Origin of the sequence: Streptomyces sp. ISL-11 (assembly GCF_018614525.1) — a bacterium.
In the GTDB taxonomy this organism is placed as follows: domain Bacteria; phylum Actinomycetota; class Actinomycetes; order Streptomycetales; family Streptomycetaceae; genus Streptomyces.
The window spans coordinates 1-15,206 of sequence record NZ_JAGGOL010000172.1 but is presented as its reverse complement, the minus strand read 5'-3'; the positions used below and the strand labels follow the sequence as shown (position 1 = coordinate 15,206).

Below are 15,206 nucleotides of genomic sequence, written 5' to 3'. Positions count from 1 at the left end.
GTCCGCGCCCGCCGCGGCCGCGAGGCCCTCGACGGTCAGGGCGTCGAGGGCCCCCTGCCGCAGCTCGCCGCCGAGGAGGGCCCGCAGGAAGCGCTGCTCCCCGGCCGTGGCCGCGCCCATCAGCTCGTCCACCAGCCGCCGGCGCTCGGCCTGCGCGCCCTTGCCCGTCACCGCCGCGATCCGGTCGACGGCCCGGTCCACGTCGGCGACCGTCAGCGTGGGCGCGGCCGCCGGGGCGGGCGCCTCGCGCAGCACGCTCCAGCCGATCCCGACCCTGCCCTGCGGCAGCCGCCCCGCCAGATAGGTGATGGTGACGGCCGCCTCCTCGGGACCGGCCGTCCGGAACAGACCGGCCAGCAGGCCGGTCTTCTCCGACCGCGCGCTCGTCGCGGCGACCTCCTGGGACACACGGGCGATCTCGGCCAGCAGCATGCCCCTCATGGTGCAACGGCCGGGCCCACCGCGCACCACACCCGCCTCACACGCGATGCGCCGCCCAGAAGTCGCAGTGGTGTTCGGCGGCCGCGTCGACCGGCTTGATGCCGCCCGCACCCGGCGACAGGGACAGCGCCCGCTCCGAGGCGTCGTAGCGGGGCCAGGCGGGCGCCCCGGCGGAGTTCGGGTCGCCCGTCCGCGCGAACCGCGTCCAGTAGCCGAGCATCGTCGCCGACAGCTCGCGCTGCGCGGCCGAGAGCGGCGGATCGGTCGGCATCGTGAACAGGTACGGCAGCTCGAAGCCGTGGGCCGCGCCGTACGGGAAGCCCTCGACGACCGGCAGGCCGGGCATGATGTGCGGTGCGTTCCGGTCGTCGAACCGGTAGCCGTAGGTGGGCACGCGCCCGGCCAGCGCCCGGTCGGCGCGCAGGGCGCCGCAGGTGAACGAGGCGTCGCTCAGCGAGGCGGCCCAGGCCAGGGCGGGCGTCGGGTACTTCGCCGCCGGATACAGCGCCTCCACGGCTCCGGCCGCCTCGCCGTAGGACAGGGCCAGCCGGGCCCGGTACTCGCGCTCGTCACGGATGGGGAAATCCTTCAGCGTGAAGCCGAGGAAGAGCCGCATCTCGTCGAGGTTGCTGCCCTGGAGGACCGGTACGCGGTGGAAGCGGCCGCCCTCCAGGGCCCGGTCGGGCCGTTCGGGCAGCAGGGCGTTGCCGTAGGCGACGCCGGAGAAGGCCTGCATCAGGTCCGCCGTCAGCAGCCGCCCGGTGTCCAGACCGCGCAGACAGGCGAGCGCGTCGCCCGGCCGGTCGCAGCCCAGCCCGCGTGCCGCCGCCGTGCCGGCCGCCTCGACGCGCTCGCGGGGCACGAACGGCTCGTACGCCGGCAGGGTGGGCGTCATGCTGCCGCGCGGGAAGGCCGTCATGCACGCGCCGCTCTGCAGCGCGGCCCGGTGGAAGAGCCCGGCCGCCGTGGGCGAGGTGAGGTGCGCACAGGTGCTCAGCGCCCCCGCCGACTCCCCGAACACCGTCACCCGTCCCGGATCGCCACCGAACCGGGCCGCGTTGGCACGCACCCAGCGCAGTGCCGCCTGCTGGTCGGCGATGCCGAAGTCGGGCGCGCCGAGCTCGGGATGGCCGAAGAAACCGAAGATGCCCAGCCGGTAGTTGACGGTCACGACCATGGCGTCGCCCCGGACCGCCAGCGGTTCGGGCCGGTAGTCGGAGCCCGAGCCCACGGTGAATCCGCCCCCGTGGATCCACACCATGACGGGCCGTCCCCCGTGCGGGGCGCGGCCCGTCGGCGTGGTGACGTTCACGTACAGGCAGTCCTCCGAGCCGGTCGCCTTGCCGTCACCGCCGAACACCGGTACCTGCGCGCAGGACCCGCTGGGCGCCCCGGCGTCCCGTACGCCCTTCCAGGGGGCGGCGGGCACGGGCAGGCGCCAGCGCAGCGGGCCCGTGGGCGGTGCCGCGTACGGGATGCCGTCGAAGGTGGCGTACGTGCCGTGCGCCCGGCCGCGCACCGGCCCGTGATCGGTGTCGACGACCGGTCTGCCGGAGTCGTCGGCGCCGTTCGCGGGCGCGGCCCCGGTGGCGGCGACGAGGGTGAGCAGCGCCAGGAGCAGCGCGCACAGCACCTCGCCCGGGCGTGACGAGGGTCGGACCTTCGGCATGGGATGACGCCCCTTCGGTGGGAGTGGGCCGGGCCGGCCCGGGCGCCGGGAATCTACCCACGGCACCCGTCGCTCACCTGCCTCGGGCACTTCCCCTACTGTGCCCCGGCCCCCCTCACCACGCCACCGGCATCGAGCGCGGCCCGCGCACCAGCATCTGTGTCTTCCAGACGATGTCACCGGCCAACCGGACTCCCGGCAGCTTCAGCGCGAGCGCCCGCAGCGCCTCCTGGAGCTCCACGCGCGCGAGCTGGGCGCCCAGACAGTGGTGCACGCCGTGCCCGAAGCCCAAGTGCTGGTTCCCGCGTCGCCCGAAGTCCAGGGCGTCGGGGTCGGGGAAGCGCAGCGCGTCCCGGTTGGCGGCGCCGACGGCCACCAGGACCGGCTCGCCCGCCCGTACGAGCGTGCCGCCCACCTCGATGTCCTCCGTCGCGTAACGGGGGAAGGACGCGCCCGCGCCGAACGGCACGAAGCGCAGCAACTCCTCGACGGCGCCGGGGATCAGGGCGGGGTCGGCGCGCAGTTCCTCCAGCCGGCCCGGGTGGTCCAGCAGGGTGCACAGGAAGTTGGGGATCTGGGTCGCGGTGGTCTCGTGGCCGGCGATCAGGATGCCGACGCACAGGTCGACCAGTTCGAGCTCGGTGAGCCGGTCGTCGACGTCGCGGGCCTCGATCAGCGCGGTCATCAGGTCCTGCGCGGGCCGCTCCCGGTGGGCCGCGACGAGCTCCGCCATGTAGGCGCGCAACTCGTCCTGGTTGGCGTCGAATTCTTCGGTGGTCAGCGGGCTCGTCGACAGCGCGGCGTCGCTCCAGACGCGGAAGCGCGGCCGGTCCTCGGGCGGGACGCCGAGCATCCGGCAGATCACGGCCACCGGGATCGGCAGCGCGAAGTCCTCCACGAGGTCGGCGGGCGGCCCGGCTGCGACCAGGTCGTCCAGCAGGCCCTCGGCCAGGGCGCGGATGTCCGGGCGCAGCGTCTCGACCCGGTGCACGGTGAACGCCTTGGTCGCCAGGGTGCGCAGCCGGGTGTGGTCGGGCGGGTCCATCGACAGGAGGCCGCCCTCGCGCCGGCCGGGGGACTGGCGGGGCGCGTCGTGGTCCGCCTCGGCGGCGCGGCTGAAGCGCCGGTCGCCGAGGACCAGGCGGGCGTCGGCGTAGCGCGTGACGAGCCAGGCGGGTTCGCCGTACGCCATGCGGACGCGCAGCAGGCCCTCGGTGCGGCGGGCGTGCGCGTAGAGCTCGGACAAGGCCAGTCCGGTGGCCTCGTTGAACGGATAGAGCGGGTGGGCGGCGGGCTCGACGTCCGTGGTGGTCATCCGTACCCCTTCCCTCGGCGTTCCCTCACACGGGTGTGAGCGGCACGCGGGCATGAGCGTCTGCGCGTCAACAGTAGGCGTCCTCCGCTTCGTCGGCCACGGTGCTTCCCGCGCCGGGCTACGCGCGCGCCTCCTCCTCCCGGGCCCGCCCCGCGGCGTCGCTGACGCGCACCAGCAGCGCCACCAGCAGCCAGTTGGCGACCAGGGACGAGCCGCCCTTGGCGAGGAACGGCAGGACCTTCCCGGTCAGCGGGATGAGCCCCATGACCCCGCCGCCCACCACGAACACCTGGAGCGCCAGCGAAGCGGCCAGCCCGACCGCCAGCAGCTTGCCGAACGGGTCGGGGCAGCCGAGCGCCACGCTCATGCCGCGTTGGACCAGCAGCGCGTACAGCAGCAGCACCGCCATGGTCCCGGCCATGCCCAGCTCCTCCCCGACGGTGGTGAGGATGAAGTCGCTGCGGCCGGCGAAGCCGATGAGCTCGGGGTGGCCCTGGCCCAGGCCGGTGCCGGTGACGCCGCCGCTGCCGAAGCCGAACAGGGCGTGCGCGAGCTGGTCGGAGCCGGTGCCGGGTGGCTGCCGGTCCTCGGGCAGATAGACCGCGAACGGGTGCAGCCAGGCGGCGATCCGGCCCTGGACGTGCGGTTCGGCCGAGCCGACGAAGGCGGCCCCCACGGCGGCCATCAGCACGCCGACGGCCACCCAGCCGGTGCGCTCGGTTGCGGTGTAGAGCATCACCACGAACAGCCCGAAGAAGATCAGCGAGGTGCCCAGGTCCCGTTCGAGTACGAGCACCAGCAGGCTGAGCACCCAGACGCCCAGGATCGGGCCGAGCTGCCGCACCGGCGGCAGCCGTACGCCGAGCAGTCCGCGGCCGGAGCCGGCCAGCGCGTCCCGGTGGCGCACCAGATAGCCGGCGAAGTAGACCGCGATCATGGTCTTGGCGAACTCGCCGGGCTGGAGGGACAGCGGCCCGACGAAGATCCACCGTTTGGCGCCGTAGGTGTCGCCGGGGAAGAGCGCGGGCGCCATCAGCAGCACCAGCGCGCCGGCCATCACCGCGTGGCCGTGACGCCGCAGCCGGCGGTGGTCGCGCAGGACGAGCAGCACGCCGACGCAGACGGCCACCCCGGCCACCGTCCACAGCGACTGCTCCGGGGCGGTGGGCTCGGAGCCCTTGTAGCGGGCGCCGTAGGCGAAGTCCAGCCGGAACAGCAGCACCAGTCCGAGCCCGGACAGCACGACGGCCAGCGGCAGGATCAGCGGATCGGCGCAGGGGGCGCAGCGCCGGATCACCAGATGCGGGACCAGCGCCAGGCACGCCATGCCCGCCGCGAAGGCGGGAAAGCCGTTGGGGAGCGTGCCGTTGACGGACAGGCCGGTGTACGCGTAGCCGGAACAGCCGATCAGGACGGACAGACCGAGCAGCAGCGCCTCCTGCCCGCGCCGCCGGGCCGCGAGGGAGCGCTCCGTCGTCGCCGCACCGCGGTCACTGTCTTCGCGTCGCACCGATTCCACGGTCACACTGAGCAATCTTCGACAGCCGCGCTCAAGGAAAACCGAAGTTTCCGAACGAATCTCAAGGAATCGGACCTGGCCTGCTCAGCCGTCCCGGTGGCCCCACGCTCCGCGCGACGGCTCGCACACACGGTGGAATGGCCGTAACCGCCCGACATCGCCCCGAGTTGACCCGGGAAGAGCAGACAGCGGAGAACCGCCACAGGACGGAGCAGTGGTACACCCATGAGCAAACGCCAGAAGGGCCGCCGGCACCGCCGGGTCAACCGCACCCCGCGGCCGGTCGTCGCGGCCCGGGGTGCCGCACCGCGGCCGCTCCCCGTCGCCGCCGGAGCGGATCCCGGCCTCGGCCGCCACGCGACCCGCACCTGGGAGGGGCTGCGCGCGTACGGCGAGGCCGGGGCGTCCCTCGACGAGCTGGCCGAGGCGGTGGGCTATCAGGCGCGCACCATCCTCAAGCACGTCACCGGGCTCGCCGGGCAGGGCCTGGCGGAGCTGCGCGACGACCGCTGGTACGCGCGGTCCCTGGCCGGCCGGCTCCCCGGGGCGTAGCGGCCGGGCCTCACTCGATCTGCGTCGCCCCGCCGCTCTCCCGCCGCGCGCGCGAGAGAGCGGCGAGCACCTCCTCGTGCCGGGCGAGCGCCTCGGCCGCGCGCTCCAGGGAGCGGGCGGCGGTCTCGGCCCGCTCCGCGTGGGCGGTGATCCGGCGTCGCCAGACCGTCCCCTCCACCCCGGGGAGATCCACGGCGGCCGCGCTCGCCCGCAGCCGGCCGGCCTGCTCGCGCAGTTGTTCCGCCTGGGCGCGCACCGGCCGTGACCAGGGCGCGGGCTCCGTCCCGTACGCCTCCATCAGCGGATCCCTCCCGGTCGCAGCATGCGCCAGGGCGCGAACGCGTTGCGCACCCCCTCCAGCGAGGGGGCGAGCTCCGGATGGTGGCGCAGGAGGACGTCGACCATTCCGGTGCGGTCGATCCACTCCATGCCCTCCGGGGTGTAGACCTCCGGCCGGTAGTCGCAGGTGAAGAACCGGTCGCTCTTCAGCCGCCGGGACGCCATCAGGACGAAGATCCGGAACGCCGTGTCGCTGAACGCGAAACCGCGCGGCCGGGGCTCGGCGTACATCCCCACCATGGTGTCGACGCGGTCCAGCCGGCCGTCGTACACCTCGCGCAGCTCCGCCGCCAGCGTCACGTCACCGCCGGTCAGCTCCTCGAACCCGGTCACCGGCGGGCGGTGCAGCGCGGCCCGGAACGCGGTGTAGCGGGGGACGCCGCGCTCGCGGTCGCGCAGGATGTCCACCGTGCCGACGTCGACGTGCTCCCCGGAGACGCGGACGAGATCGCGCAGGCAGTCGGGATGGTTGTGCAGCGTGATGTCACCGGGGTTCATGGTGCCGAACGAGTACAGCAGGTCCGACCAGCCCCAGCGGTCCACCGCCTCCCGGGTGGCCAGCGCCTGGAGCGGCTCGAAGTCCGTCCGGTCGACGAGCGCGCCCGAGCGGTGCGAGCGGATCTCGTACTCGTCCCGCACCAGCGGGTGCATCCGGTAGCAGCTGACGAACTCCTCGGTCATGGAGAACGGCGCCGTGTGGTGGTCGGCCGGGGAGCCGGGGATGCCGAACAGCGTCTCGCCCCTGCCGAACCGTCCGACCTTGCCCCGCAGGCGCGCGGGCAGCACCCCGTACCAGTTGATGTGCATGGCCGCCCGCGTCACCGGATGGGAGATCAGCGCCGGTGTCCACTCCACTGTGTGGATCTTCGCCATGACCGCGGCGTTGACCAGCCGGGCGGTCAGGAAGAGCCGCTCGTCGTCCCAGGTCGGATGGGCCGCGGCGATGCGGTCGCAGATCGCGTTGTGCTCCTTGGCGAAGAGCGTGTGCAGCAGCGACAGACCGACCCAGTAATTGTCGTTGAACCCCGTCCGGTCGATGCCGGACAGCCCCGGCCGCCGCTCGTCGGGCAGCCGGCCGCCCTCGACGGCCAGCTTGCCGCCCTCACCCGTCCGCAGCTCGCGGCACCGCTTCTCGCTCGATCCGTAGATCTGCGAGCCGTCCCACCAGTGGGTGACGGTGTTCTCGTACGTCGGCGGGCGGGTGACGTCGGTGTGGGCGACCGGGTCGGGGCGTGAGCGGCGGACCAGCATCGGGCAGCGCGCCCAGTCGTCGCCCCGCGGCAGCGGGACCTCCAGCGGCTCGTCGGCCGTGTTGTCGCCGTGGCTGAACCAGCCGTGGTTCTGGAACTGGATCCAGGCCGCGGCCAGCATGTTCAGCGTCGGCGCCGGCCGGAAGCCGGAGCGCCGGGCCAGCAGCTCCCGGCTGACCTCCCGCGGGCCGGGCGAGAACATCCCCTTGTCCTCGGCGTCCGGGAAGGTCTCCGGCAGCGCGCAGTTGCGGTCGAAGCGGGTGCCCGCCCGGCCCATGTCCGCGTCGTGGGGGTCGTAGTCGGCGCCGTCGTAGCTGCGGTAGGGCGGCAGCTCGCGGCTCGGCCGGCGCGGACGCTCGCCGCCGGCGCCGTAGGTGTCGTGCAGATTGTGCGCGCGCAGCAGCTCCCGCTGTCTCTTGACCTCCAGCAGTGCGAGCGGGAACGGCAGGGAGTGCCACTCGCGGCGGGGGCGCGGTACGGGCGTCATCGATAGCTCTCCATCAGGGATGTGCGGACGTCGGGGTACGGCGAGGGGGAGGGCACGCGGCCGTCAGCGGTCGTGGAGCCGGTGCACGACGGTCTCCTCGACCAGGCCCCGGTACGGCGCGAGCAGGTCGTCCACCCGGTCGCGCGCCTCGGGAACGATCTTGTCGAGGCCCTGCGCGTAGACATCGACGTTGTGGCACTGCGGGAAGTCGTGGCTGGGGTCCACCCAGGTGATCTCCAGCCAGCCGGCCGGCACGGGGAAGACGGACACCGGACTGCGGCCCTCCAGATTGGGCACCACGTCGTGCTCGTTGACGAGGCTGACGACGCGGGTGTTCGGGTCGAGCGGGCGCTTGTGGTCGATCGGCGAGCCGGCCGCGACGACGTGCGTCAGCCGCCACCGGTCGTTGACCCCGGGCAGCTCGGTCAGGTTCATCGCCGCGATGCCGCCCTGGCTGTGCCCGATCAGGGCGACCTCCGCGCCGTCCGGCACCGTCCGGGCGAGCGCCTTGCGGACCGCGCGGGTGTACGGGGAGTCGTTGCGGCCCACGGCGGTGACCGCGCCGACCAGGTCCTGCGGACTGGGGTTGCGCGGCAGGCCGAAGGCCATGCCCGGCAGCAGCACCAGGTGCCGGGTGCGCCCGTCCGGGCCCTTGACCCGCTGGATGATCATCCGGCCGTCGGTGCCGAGGGCCGCGATGTTGCGCAGGTGCCCGCTGATGCCGCCGCTGTCGTCGAGCTCGGCCAGGAACTCCGGGTCCTGCGGCTCGGGCACGGCCCGGCCCGGCCCCCGGTCCCAGCGGGCCCACGCGCCGATGCGGGTGCCCAGCAGCGGGTCGCCGTCCGCGCGGGTGCCCTTGACGATGCACCAGGCCGCCTCGTCGTTGAACGGGTTCTCGTCCACCAGCGCGTTCCACGCCATCACCTCGGTCAGGCACGGCGCGAGCGCCGCCAGGGCCCGCTGGGGGCCCTGGGCCCGCATGTTCTCCCGCAGGATGCGCAGCGCCAGCGTCTGGTGGTCCGCCTCGATGGCGGTGAGCATCCGCCGGACCGGGCCCTCCTCGGCGAACTCCGGGTGCCGCACCGCGCACAGCCGGACGCGCAGCTTGAGCGCGGAGACGGCCACGTCCACCGCCAGGCTCGGCCGGCTGGTCAGCACTCCGCCCAGCCGGGCGGCCCGGCCCACGCGCCCGCCGTCCGGCGCGTACCCCAGACCGGCCGGCTCGACGAGCGTACGGGCCAGGGCGTACGCGGCGCGGGCACCCAGCCGGGGCGAGCGGCCCACCGACGCGAGCAGCGCCGGGTCGCAGGCGACCGCCGTCACCGCCCGGCCCGCGTCGCGCAGGACGCCCGCGGTCGCGCTCAGCGTGCGGGCGACCTCGGCGAGGGGAGTGGCGTGGACCGGTTCCGAGGGGCTGCCCGGGAGGTCCGGTGGCGTCGGATCACCGGCTCCCGGTGCCTGAGGGGACGTGCCGCTGTCCGTCGTGGTCATGTGTCCTCCACCGGCCGGGCCGGGCGGATGCCAATCCGCAGCCGTGTCGTGTCGAAGGTGTGGGGCAGGGGCCGCTCGGGGCTCAGCCGGACGCCGGTGACGGTCGGCTCGCCGCCGCGCAGCAGCTCGGCGATGAAGCCGGTGGCCAGTTGCAGCCCCAGTTCCATCCCGCTGCACTGGGCCTCGCCCCGGCTGAACGGGCTGAGGGCCCAGTCGCCCTCGGCCGTCCCGTCCAGCCAGGTCTCGGGGGCGAACCGGTGCGCGTGAGCGATCCGCTCGCCGTCGCGCGCGTGGAACCCGGCGGGCACCAGGACATTGACGCCGCCCGGCGCCACCGCGCCCCGCCAGCGCGTCTCGGCGGTGGTGCGCCGCATCAGGCTGGAGACGGGCGGCCACAGCCGCGCCGCGTCCTGGACGCAGGCTCGGACGTACGGCATCGCGCGGAAGCCGTCGACCGTGCGCGGGCCGTGCGCGCGGTCCGCCGCCGCGATCTCCGTGAGGGCCTGTTCCCGGTGGTGGGGGTGGGTGGCGAGCAGGGCGAGCGCCTGCACGGCGGCGCTGTGCACCACGGTCAGTGCCATGAACCAGTGGGTCACCTGGGCCTCGGGCACGGTCTCCGGACCCTTGGGTGCGGTCGCGAACAGGCCGGCCAGACTGCGCGGGTCGGCCTCGCCCAGATAGCGGGCCTGGCGCTGGGCCAGGCGCCGCCGGGTCCGCCGGGCGGCGGCGGCGCGCCAGCGGCGGGCGCCCATCCAGTTGGCCTCCGCGAGCAGTTCGCCCAGCAGCCGGGAGAACTCCACGTCGTCGGCGGCCGCCTCGCCCAAAAAGCAGCGCCGCCCGGCCCGCTCGAAACCCTCGCGGACCGCCGCCGGGTCGAGGCCGGCCGCAGGCGTCGGCAGCAGGGCGTCGGCCTCTTCGCCGACGACCCGCAGGAAGTGGTCCGCGAGCCGGTGGACGGGGCAGCCGGCGTCCAGCACGGCGTCGTTGAACGCCCGGCGGGCCGTGCGCTGCCGGCCGTGCGAGGCGATCAGGGACTCGGGCTGGACCGTCGCGAAACCGCTGACCTTCTCCCAGGTGTCGACGGCGTACACCTCCACCGGCCCGGCCAGCACCTGCTCGACGTCCTCGGCGTCCAGCACGAGCAGGGTGGGCCCGGCGCTGCCGCGCACCACGACCGGGCCCCGGCCGTGCCGGCGGCGCATCCGCCGCATCGCGGCCATGCCGCGCCGGTTGGCGTCGAGCCGGGTGACCAGCGCGGCGAGCCGGGGGCGGGTGCGGAAGGCGCCCTTGAGGTAGTTGGGGAGGAGGTAGGCGAGGGTGAGCCGGAGGTTCTCACCGGCGGACGCGACGGGCAGCGCGGTGGCCGCGGCCTTCCCCGCTCCGGGCGTGCCGGTCGGCCCGCTCATACGAGGACCTTTCCAGGATTGAGGATGCCGTCGGGGTCCAGCAGCCGCTTGAGGTCGCGGTGCAACCGCAGGGAGCGCGGCGGGAGTTCGCGGGCGAGCCAGTCGCGCTTGAGGGTGCCGACGCCGTGTTCGCCGGTGATCGTGCCGCCCAGCTCCAGGCCGGCGGCCATGATGGCGTCGTAGGCCTCCTTCGCCCGCCGGACGGCGTCCGGGTCGGAGCGGTCGAAGACGACCGTCGGATGGAGGTTGCCGTCACCGGCGTGGCCGACCGTGGAGATGTAGAGGCCGTACTCGTCGGCGATCAGCTCGATGCGGTCGATCAGCGCGGTCAGCTGGGCGCGGGGCACCGCGACGTCCTCGATGAACGCCGTCACCTCGCCGGACAGCGTGCAGGCGTGGGCGGTGAGCGCGGGCAGCACCATCCGCCGCGCGTCCAGAACCTGCCGCGACTGCTCCTGGTCGGCCGCCGCCGTGACGGACAGGGCCTTCGCGCCCCGGCACAGCCGTGCCATGGCCCGGACCTCGTCGGCGGCGTCGGGCGCGTCGCTCGCCACGATCAGCGTCGCCGCCGCCTCACCGGCCAGCAGTGGGTGGCCGAACGCCGCGACCGCCCCGGTGGTCGTGCGGTCCAGCAGCTCCAGAGCGGAGGGGAGGTGCCCGGCGCCGATGATCGCCGCGACGGCCTCGCCCGCCTCCGAGGCGGACGCGAACCGCGCGAGCAGCGCGAGAGCGGGCGGCGGGGGCGGCCGCAGGGTCAGGGTGGCCTCGACGATGACCCCCAGGGTGCCCTCGGAGCCGACGAACAGCCGGGTGAGGTCGTAGCCGGCGACGCCCTTGACCGTGCGCCGCCCGACGCGCAGCACTTCCCCGTCGGCCAGCACGACGGTCAGCCCGAGGACGTAGTCGGCGGTGACCCCGTACTTCACGCAGCACAGGCCACCCGCCCCGGTGGCGATGTTCCCGCCGATCGTGCACCGCTCCCAGGAGGCCGGGTCGGGCGGGTAGCACAGGCCGTGCTCGGCGACGGCTGCGGCGAGGTCGGCGGTGACCACCCCGGGCTCACAGCGCACCAGCCGGTTCGCCGGATCGATCTCCAGGACGTGGTTCATGCGCACCATGGACAGCAGCACGGAGCCGTCGACGGCGTTGGCGGCACCGGCCAGGCCCGTACGCGCCCCCTGCGGCACGACGGGAGCGCCGTACGCGCGGGCCGCGCGCAGCACCGCCCGAACCTGCTCGACGGTCTCGGGGAGCACCACCGCGGCGGGTCTGCCCGCCTCGGCGAAGGGCGCGGAATCGCGGCTGTGCAGGGTGAGTTCGGCGTCCCCGGTGAGCACGGCCGCGGCGGGCAGGGCCTCCCGCAGGGCCGTGATCAGCTGGTTCTCGACGGATACGGTCATGAGCAGCTCCAGAAGACCAGGGGGACGAGAGGCGGGTGGCTCAAAGGGACGTCAGAGGGAGGGGGGCACGGTCGTGATCGGGGCCTCGATCAGGACCGGGCCGTCGGTGGCGGCCGTGGCCACGGCGACCAGTTCGGCGAGGTGGGCCGGGTCCGTGGCCCGGTGCGCGGTCACTCCGTAACCGCGGGCGAGCGCGCACAGATCGAGCCCGGGGAGGTCCAGGCCGGGCACGCCGGGGGTGTTCTCGAACCGGCCGAACCACTTGAGGATCGCGTACTCCTGGTTGGCGGGGACGACGAAGGTGACCGGTGCGCGGCAGGCGGCGGCGGTCCACAGGGCGGTGATGGCGTACTGCGCGGAGCCGTCGCCGATGACGGCCACCACGGGCCGCTCGGGCCGGCCCAGTTGCGCGCCGACGGCCGCCGCGAGACCGAAGCCGAGCCCTCCGCCGGTCGTGGTGAGGAAGGAGCCCGGGCGGTCGACGCGGACCACATCGCGGAAGATCTGGAGGTTGGAGGGGGACTCGTTGACCCACAGGGTGGCCGGCGGTGCGGCGCTCGCGACGGCGGCGAGCGCGGCGCGCACGGACATGGGCGCGGCCCCCTGCTCCGCCGGATCCGCGGCGGCGGCCGCCCGTACCTCGCCGCCGGTGGCGTCCCGCTTCTCGACGAGTTCGGTGAGCCGCTCCAGGGTGGGCCGCAGGCCCGCCACGAGCGCGTCGCCCACGGGCGCGCGGGCCGCCTCGCCGGGATCGCTGGTGAGCAGCACCAGTTCGGCGCCCTCGGGGAGCACCGGCCCCGCCACGTAGGGGTAGTAGCGGAAGACGGGCGCCCCGACGACCAGCACCAGGTCGTGCCCCTCCAGGGTCTTCGCCAGGGGTGCCAGGGCGGCGGGCAGCACGCCCCGGTAGAGCGGGTGGTTCTCCGGGAAGCCGGGCCGGCCCTCGACGGGGGAGGCCCACACCGGCAGCCCCCGGCGCTCGGCGAGCGCCACGGCCGCGTCCCAGGCGCCTTCCGCGTCGACCGAACCGCCCGTCACCAGCACGGGGCTGGCGGCCTCCGCCAGCCGGCGGGCGAGCGCCTCGACCGCCGGTCCGGCCGCCGCGCAGTCGTCGGTGACCCGGCGCCCCGCGACGTGCCGGGCGGCCGCGGCCTCCGCCTCGTCCAGCTCGACGTCGAAGTCGTCCATCGGCAGCGACACGAACACCGGGCCCCGGGGCGCGGTTTCGGCCAGGTGGAAGGCGCGGGCCAGTGCGGCGGGGACGTCCTGGGGGCGCGGCGGTTCGTAGGACCACTTGACGGCGGGCCGGGGCAGGGCCGTGGCGTCGACGTTGGTCAGCAGGGCCTCCATGGTCATCATGGCCCGCACCTGCTGCCCGGCCGTCACGACCATGGGGGTGTGGTTCGCGGCCGCGTTGATGACGGCGCCCATGGCGTTGCCGACGCCGGGCGCCGTATGGAGGTTGACCAGGGCGGTGGTGCCCGTCGCCTGCGCGAAGCCGTCGGCCATGCCGACCACCACGGCTTCCTGGAGTCCGAGTACGTAGCGGAAGTCGTCGGGGAAGTCCTGGAGGAAGGGCAGTTCGGTGGAGCCGGGGTTGCCGAAGACGGTGGTGACACCGCGGGAGCGCAACAGCTCGTGGACGGCGGCGCGTACGGTCGGCATGGCTCACACCTCTGGAGTCGCGGTGATCGGAAGGAGGGGAGCATTGCCCGTTCCCGTACGGCGGAGTCATCAACTCGGAAGATCACCTGAGTTTTCATCCCCAGGGGTGAACGGCGGCCGCGGCCGGGGACACCGTTCCCGCGCGACGGCGGTCGGCGGCCGCGCGTGGGAACGGCCCCGCCGCCCGGGATTCCGGGCGGCGGGGCCGTCGGCGGTGGTGATCGGCCTGGTCCTGCGTAGGCACCGAGAGCGGAGGCGGAGCGGACGAGGGAACTCCTCATGGTCACTCGGCGCTGCCGCCCCGCTGCTCAGCGTCGTGCGCGGATCCGTCCCATGCCGGTGAGGGCGAGGGCGACCAGGCAGCACAGGGCGCCGACGATGACGTTGCTGACGTTCGCGCGGGTGGCGAACCCATGCCCGGACACCACCCAGGGGGCGATGATCGTCCAGGCGCCGAGGGCCAGTGCGGCCCAGCTCATGGCGTGGGTGCGTTCGTAGGCCGGGCCGTAGCCGCTGACCAGGCACGCGAAGGCGACACCCACGATCAGGTTGTTGATGGCGAGGGTCGTCGACCCGTTGAAGCCGACAATCCACGGTGAGGCGGCCAGATAGAGGCCACACAGAAGGGCGAGGGACTCCACGCCCTGGGCGACGGGTGTCGCCGTGTTCTCCTCCGATACGGCCCGGAGCGCGACGATGTCCGGGTGGTGTTCGATGCGGGGCGACGTCGGGGCGGTCACGTCAGCCACCTTCTTTCAGTGTCAGTTCGGACCTTCCTGCATTTTATCGTCTATGACCACATTTGCCACCTCGGGCGGGGAGTTCATATCTGGCTATATCCGGTGTGGTGCCTTTTGGTTTCAAGACGTCACCCTGGGGAAACCCGGACGTCCCTTTCCGGACGCACGCTGGACGTACGCGCGACCGGCCCCACGGCCGGACACGGACCCGCGGACGCGGCCGGGAGCCGGCCGGGGCGGCCGGGACCGGCCGGAGAGGGCAGGAGCAGTCGGGGACCAGGGAAGCAACGGAAAGGAACCGTCGTGGACCAGCTCAAGAGGCAGAGCGACCGTGCGTCGGGCCGGGGAGAGGGCATGGAGGAGACCGTACGGGCCCGCCGCGCCACCGCCCGGGACACCGCCGACATCACCGGTGAGGAGGCGGACCCCGAGTCGCACATCGTCCGGGGCATCGACTGAGCGCCCCCGGCGCCCCGGGCGCGGTCCCGCCGGCTCAGGCCCGCACGGGCACGAAGCGCACCGGGGTGCCGGGCACGGCCTGGGCGGCGGCGGGCAGCGAGGGCTCGGGGACGACGCCGATGACGGGGTAGCCGCCGGTCGTGGGGTGGTCGGCGAGGAAGACGACGGGGCGGCCGTCCGGGGGGACCTGGACGGCACCGAGGACCATTCCCTCGCTGGGGAGTTCGCCCTCCCGCGCGCGGGTCAGTGCCGGCCCGTCCGTGCGCAGGCCGATGCGGTTGCTCGCCGACGCCACGGTGTAGCCGCCGCCGGCCAGGGCGCGCGGCGCGTCCGCGGCGAACCAGTCCGCGCGCGGGCCGAGCACCACCGGCAGGACCAGCTCGTCGACGGGTGGCCCCGCGAACGGGACGGCGTCGGCGCCGGCGGGCGGCCCGCAGGGCGCCCCCAGCGGCAGTCTGCCGCCGTCCCGGAGC

The 15,206-nt window shown here is 74.5% G+C and carries 12 protein-coding genes and 2 pseudogenes; 2 read left to right on the top strand and 12 right to left on the bottom strand.

What is annotated here, in order from left to right; translation table 11 throughout:
- The 4 genes and pseudogenes from J7E86_RS27910 to J7E86_RS27895 all read right to left on the bottom strand — a co-directional run.
- Positions 1 to 432, bottom strand: a pseudogene (locus tag J7E86_RS27910) (ATP-dependent DNA ligase); the annotation flags it as partial.
- 46 nt (positions 433 to 478) lie between these two features.
- Positions 479 to 2,110: a carboxylesterase/lipase family protein gene (locus J7E86_RS27905; RefSeq protein WP_215085499.1), complete on the bottom strand. Its 1,632-nt coding sequence runs from the start codon at positions 2,108 to 2,110 to the stop codon at positions 479 to 481.
- Between the two features lie 115 nt (positions 2,111 to 2,225).
- Positions 2,226 to 3,425: a cytochrome P450 gene (locus J7E86_RS27900; RefSeq protein ID WP_215085498.1), complete on the bottom strand. Its 1,200-nt coding sequence runs from the start codon at positions 3,423 to 3,425 to the stop codon at positions 2,226 to 2,228.
- Positions 3,426 to 3,543: 118 nt separating this feature from the next.
- Entirely contained in the window at positions 3,544 to 4,935 is a 1,392-nt protein-coding gene (locus J7E86_RS27895) for an FtsW/RodA/SpoVE family cell cycle protein (RefSeq protein WP_308312752.1), read from the bottom strand.
- Between the two features lie 234 nt (positions 4,936 to 5,169).
- Here J7E86_RS27895 and J7E86_RS27890 point away from each other — a divergent pair, with 234 nt between their 5' ends.
- Positions 5,170 to 5,496 carry a hypothetical protein gene (locus tag J7E86_RS27890; RefSeq protein ID WP_215085497.1) on the top strand — a complete coding sequence of 109 codons (327 nt, stop codon included), beginning with the start codon at positions 5,170 to 5,172 and terminating at the stop codon, positions 5,494 to 5,496.
- A gap of 10 nt (positions 5,497 to 5,506) precedes the next feature.
- Here J7E86_RS27890 and J7E86_RS27885 read toward each other — a convergent pair whose 3' ends face one another.
- From J7E86_RS27885 to J7E86_RS27855, 7 genes are all read right to left on the bottom strand, one after another.
- The gene (locus J7E86_RS27885) at positions 5,507 to 5,794 is read right to left on the bottom strand and encodes a hypothetical protein (protein ID WP_215085496.1); all 288 of its coding nucleotides are present in this window, start codon (positions 5,792 to 5,794) and stop codon (positions 5,507 to 5,509) included.
- The gene (locus tag J7E86_RS27880; protein ID WP_215085495.1) at positions 5,794 to 7,572 is read right to left on the bottom strand and encodes a peroxidase family protein; all 1,779 of its coding nucleotides are present in this window, start codon (positions 7,570 to 7,572) and stop codon (positions 5,794 to 5,796) included. Before J7E86_RS27880 ends, J7E86_RS27885 begins: the two co-directional genes overlap by 1 nt.
- Before the next feature lie 63 nt (positions 7,573 to 7,635).
- Positions 7,636 to 9,063, bottom strand: coding sequence for a hypothetical protein (locus J7E86_RS27875; RefSeq protein WP_215085493.1), 1,428 nt, complete (start codon positions 9,061 to 9,063; stop codon positions 7,636 to 7,638).
- The gene (locus J7E86_RS27870; protein WP_215085491.1) at positions 9,060 to 10,469 is read right to left on the bottom strand and encodes a cytochrome P450; all 1,410 of its coding nucleotides are present in this window, start codon (positions 10,467 to 10,469) and stop codon (positions 9,060 to 9,062) included. The genes J7E86_RS27875 and J7E86_RS27870 overlap by 4 nt, the downstream gene beginning before the upstream one ends.
- Positions 10,466 to 11,869: an FAD-binding oxidoreductase gene (locus J7E86_RS27865; protein ID WP_215085489.1), complete on the bottom strand. Its 1,404-nt coding sequence runs from the start codon at positions 11,867 to 11,869 to the stop codon at positions 10,466 to 10,468. The genes J7E86_RS27870 and J7E86_RS27865 overlap by 4 nt, the downstream gene beginning before the upstream one ends.
- Before the next feature lie 51 nt (positions 11,870 to 11,920).
- Positions 11,921 to 13,534, bottom strand: a complete 1,614-nt coding sequence (mdlC, locus tag J7E86_RS27860; protein WP_215085487.1) for a benzoylformate decarboxylase — start codon at positions 13,532 to 13,534, stop codon at positions 11,921 to 11,923.
- 308 nt (positions 13,535 to 13,842) lie between these two features.
- Complete coding sequence (locus tag J7E86_RS27855) at positions 13,843 to 14,274, bottom strand: SPW repeat protein (protein ID WP_215085485.1); 432 nt, start codon at positions 14,272 to 14,274, stop codon at positions 13,843 to 13,845.
- A gap of 303 nt (positions 14,275 to 14,577) precedes the next feature.
- Here J7E86_RS27855 and J7E86_RS27850 point away from each other — a divergent pair, with 303 nt between their 5' ends.
- Positions 14,578 to 14,733: a hypothetical protein gene (locus J7E86_RS27850; protein WP_215085483.1), complete on the top strand. Its 156-nt coding sequence runs from the start codon at positions 14,578 to 14,580 to the stop codon at positions 14,731 to 14,733.
- 34 nt (positions 14,734 to 14,767) lie between these two features.
- Here J7E86_RS27850 and J7E86_RS27845 read toward each other — a convergent pair.
- Positions 14,768 to 15,206: pseudogene (locus J7E86_RS27845) on the bottom strand (allophanate hydrolase subunit 2 family protein); the annotation flags it as partial.